Source organism: Hydrogenophaga sp. (assembly GCF_025699295.1).
Classification (GTDB): domain Bacteria; phylum Pseudomonadota; class Gammaproteobacteria; order Burkholderiales; family Burkholderiaceae_C; genus Hydrogenophaga.
In genome coordinates this window covers 1-3,204 of sequence record NZ_JAILWB010000039.1, presented here as the reverse complement: position 1 = coordinate 3,204, position 3,204 = coordinate 1, and the positions used below count along the sequence as shown (strand labels likewise).

The following is a 3,204-nucleotide window of genomic DNA, read 5'->3' as shown; positions in this document are numbered from 1 at the left end:
GGGGTCTCCTCGTTTTCAGTGCAATAAGTGACGGTACGAAAAGCTAGCACTGGCGCGGAGGTGGTGTTGGTAGATCGTTGATTTCATTGACTTTCCTGTTCACTTTCAAATCTGCGATTCGTGGCGTCAAACCGTGGTCGGTTTCATCCATTGGTGCCAGTTATCGATGCATTTGGCCGCGAAGGCAGGATTTGGTCAGCATAGCGGTCAACCGGGAAGCGAAACACACCCCGCAAGTTGATGCTCTCCAGCCTGGTGGGCGCAATCTTCCCGATCAGTTCCGGTGGAATGACCTGGCGGCGGTTCGACCAGCGATCCAGGACCGCCTGCATCTGTGAGGTATTCCACGCCATCACGATGTTGGCCATCAGGCTCAACGCATCGGCCACAGCCTGCATTTCATCGACACGTTTGGCCTGCGCCGGGCTGATCCGGCCGGTATAAATGGCGCGCTTGAGGGCGTTAACAGCCTCGCCCCGATTGAGCACCCGGCGCAACTCGTTCCTGAAAGCGTCCTTGACAAAGTAGTCAGCCAAAAACGCCGTACGCAGCAACCGCCCCAATTGCACGCCAGCCTCATAGATTGGATCGCCCTGGGCGGCAGAACCGAACCGCGCAAGAGCTGCCACCGCACTGGCATGTCCGCTCATGACCGAGGCTGCCAGGTGCACCAGACTATCCCAATGCTTTTCGATCAAAGCGACGTCGACATTGGCTTCGCACACCGCAGCGATTTCTGCGGGCACTTTGGTGCCGCGTGGCACAAAGAGGTGGCGCTGTTTGAGTTCCTTCAACCGCGGGCAAAGATCAAAACCAAGCAAACGGGCATGTGACATGGCAAAGTCGGTGTAGCCATGGGTATCCACAGCAAGCTGGCTGGTCTCCAGCTTTTCTTGGCGGATGACACCTTCAATGGCCACGCCCGCCTGGCGCTCATTGAGCACAAAGGGCTGCGCATGGAAGATGCCCCACCGGTCTTTTACATGGGAGTAGATTCCAATGGAAGGTGTGTTGCGCCGAGGATCAAGCCGGGCTTGCCACACCCGTTTGGTGGTCTCCATGCTCATCATGTCAGAAGATGCCAAATCGGACCGCCCCCAGGTGGCGGCAATCGGGTGTCGCTGCATGAATTCCAGCACAGCCTGGCAGGCCTGGCTCAGACGCCGTTCGTCCCGCGCCCAGCGCATGGCCTGGCGAATGCTGGTGGCAGACAATTGCGGAATCATGCGCGCGCATTCGACCGCAGTCAGACTGGTGCCGTGGGCCATGATGCCGGCATAGACCATCAGCAGCTCGTCGGTAGAGCGCGGCTCACGTCCGAGCATGATCCAGCTAAAGCGCACCTGGGCGTCAACGGCCAGAATCACTTCCGGCAATTGAACCTCACCGATGCGGTGATCCAAAGCCGCGCGCAGCTTGGTCACTTCTGGGTCTTCGTCCTCTGCGGGCAATGGCGACAAATGGAGTTCATCATCCACGCGCAGTACGCCACTGCGGGCTGCAGCGGCCACCGCATCGACACCGGCAGTTACTCTGGCCAGCAAAGGCTTCAAGAAAGTGGCAGCCTTGCTGGGTAACGATAGACGGGCATAGTGTTTCTTGGACTCTGCCTGCCAACGCTCGTCCGTGAAGAACAAGCGCGCACGACCCCGAAAGCTCAGGCTGTGCTCAATCCAGACCGAGCCATTGCGCACCGCGCGGCGCAGGGCAAACAGGGTGGCCACCTCCAACGCCTGAAACGCCCGTTCCCGGTCTGGGCTGGAGATCGAAACCTGCCAGATCATTCCCAGACTTGGTGCCACCACTTCAACTGGCAGCTTTCTGGATCCTTTGAGATATAAAGCTTGCAGCTTGGCAAGGTACTCGATGGCAGGATGCTCGCCGGTGGCCTGCCAGGGCAGCTTTGCAATGGCGACGAGCAACGACCGCACGGGGCGAATTCCATCAATCAATCCCTCGCGGACCAGGGAGGCCCTGCTCGGTGGTTTGCGTTTCTGGGTTTCGGTGATCAAGGCTTCAAGACGGGCACGCAACTCAGCATCTGGCACCGCACCTTGCGCGCTCAAGGCAACAAGTTCGCCGAGCAGCGTTTTGTACATTGCGGCCCAATTGACGGTAGCGGGGACATCGGCGGCAGCCTGACGCCACAGATCGGCGATCCGGCGCTGCACCATAAGGATCAACTGGTCTGTGGTGGTGAACAGGCAATACCGAAGAAAGCATGCGACCTCCACGGTGCGCGCTGGCTCTTTGATCTTGGCTCCGGCTGAGGGCGGCCTGGAGACAAGTCGGCGCGCGTAGCGGCGCAAGATGAGATCGGGGATGTCTGCCAGGTGCTTATGAACGTCCAGCGTGTAAAGCAGGTCGATGCGCTCCAGTACCTCGCTGATTTGGCGGGTTGAGTGTTTCGCCGGTGCAGCCCATAGCCAACTCTGCTGGGTTTGTCCATCTGGGCGCAGCTCTGAAACTGAGGCTCGCCAGCGATCAAGTGTTGCTGGATCAACGCTGGCGGCGATGGCGGTGCCTGTTTCAACTTCAAGCTGGGCAAGTGCCGCCGCAATCAGTGTCCGAATTGCCCGCTCGTGCACGATCACCAGCTTGTTCTTGTACAGCCATTGACGCGCCCGCACGAGTAGCTGATCGCGGTCGGCGCAGCGCGCCACTTCGTCGCGCAGTTCACGTACCAGTGAGCGGCGCTGGTGCTCGCTCATCCACTGGAATCCAAGGACCGTGCAGGCTACTTGTTGGTGATCGAATAGCGTGCGCCCGCGTTCATACATGGCTCTCAGCGAGGCGACTTCTGGTGCTGCAATGCCAAGCTCGTTGCCAAGGTGGCGCCACAAGGCTACTGGAATTACCCGAAAGGCACCGAGCAAACGCCCACTCATGCGCAGGAAACCAATATGGAGCGCCAGACCAAGCTTGTGGGAATCACCTCGGCGTGCATTGATTGCGTCGCGCTCGGCACCATCGAAGGTGAAAAATGCCTTCATCTCGAAGTCGCTGATATCGCGGGGGAGCCCACGCATCCCCAAAAACGTTGTGTGCCAACCCTGCATCGTGAACCTCAAAAGTGGGAGGCCACCATACCCGTTTACAAAGCGAACAGGAAAGTCAATGAAATCAACGGTCTACCCAGACCACCCCCGCGCCAGTGCTAGCTTTGCGTACCGTCACTTATTGCACTGAAAACGAGGAGACCCC

1 protein-coding gene is annotated in these 3,204 nt (G+C 58.9%); it reads right to left on the bottom strand.

Annotation, left to right across the window (positions count from 1 at the left end):
• Positions 1 to 143 precede the first annotated feature (143 nt).
• The gene (locus K5880_RS23060) at positions 144 to 3,059 is read right to left on the bottom strand and encodes a Tn3-like element IS1071 family transposase (protein ID WP_003049965.1); all 2,916 of its coding nucleotides are present in this window, start codon (positions 3,057 to 3,059) and stop codon (positions 144 to 146) included.
• Positions 3,060 to 3,204: the final 145 nt, after the last annotated feature.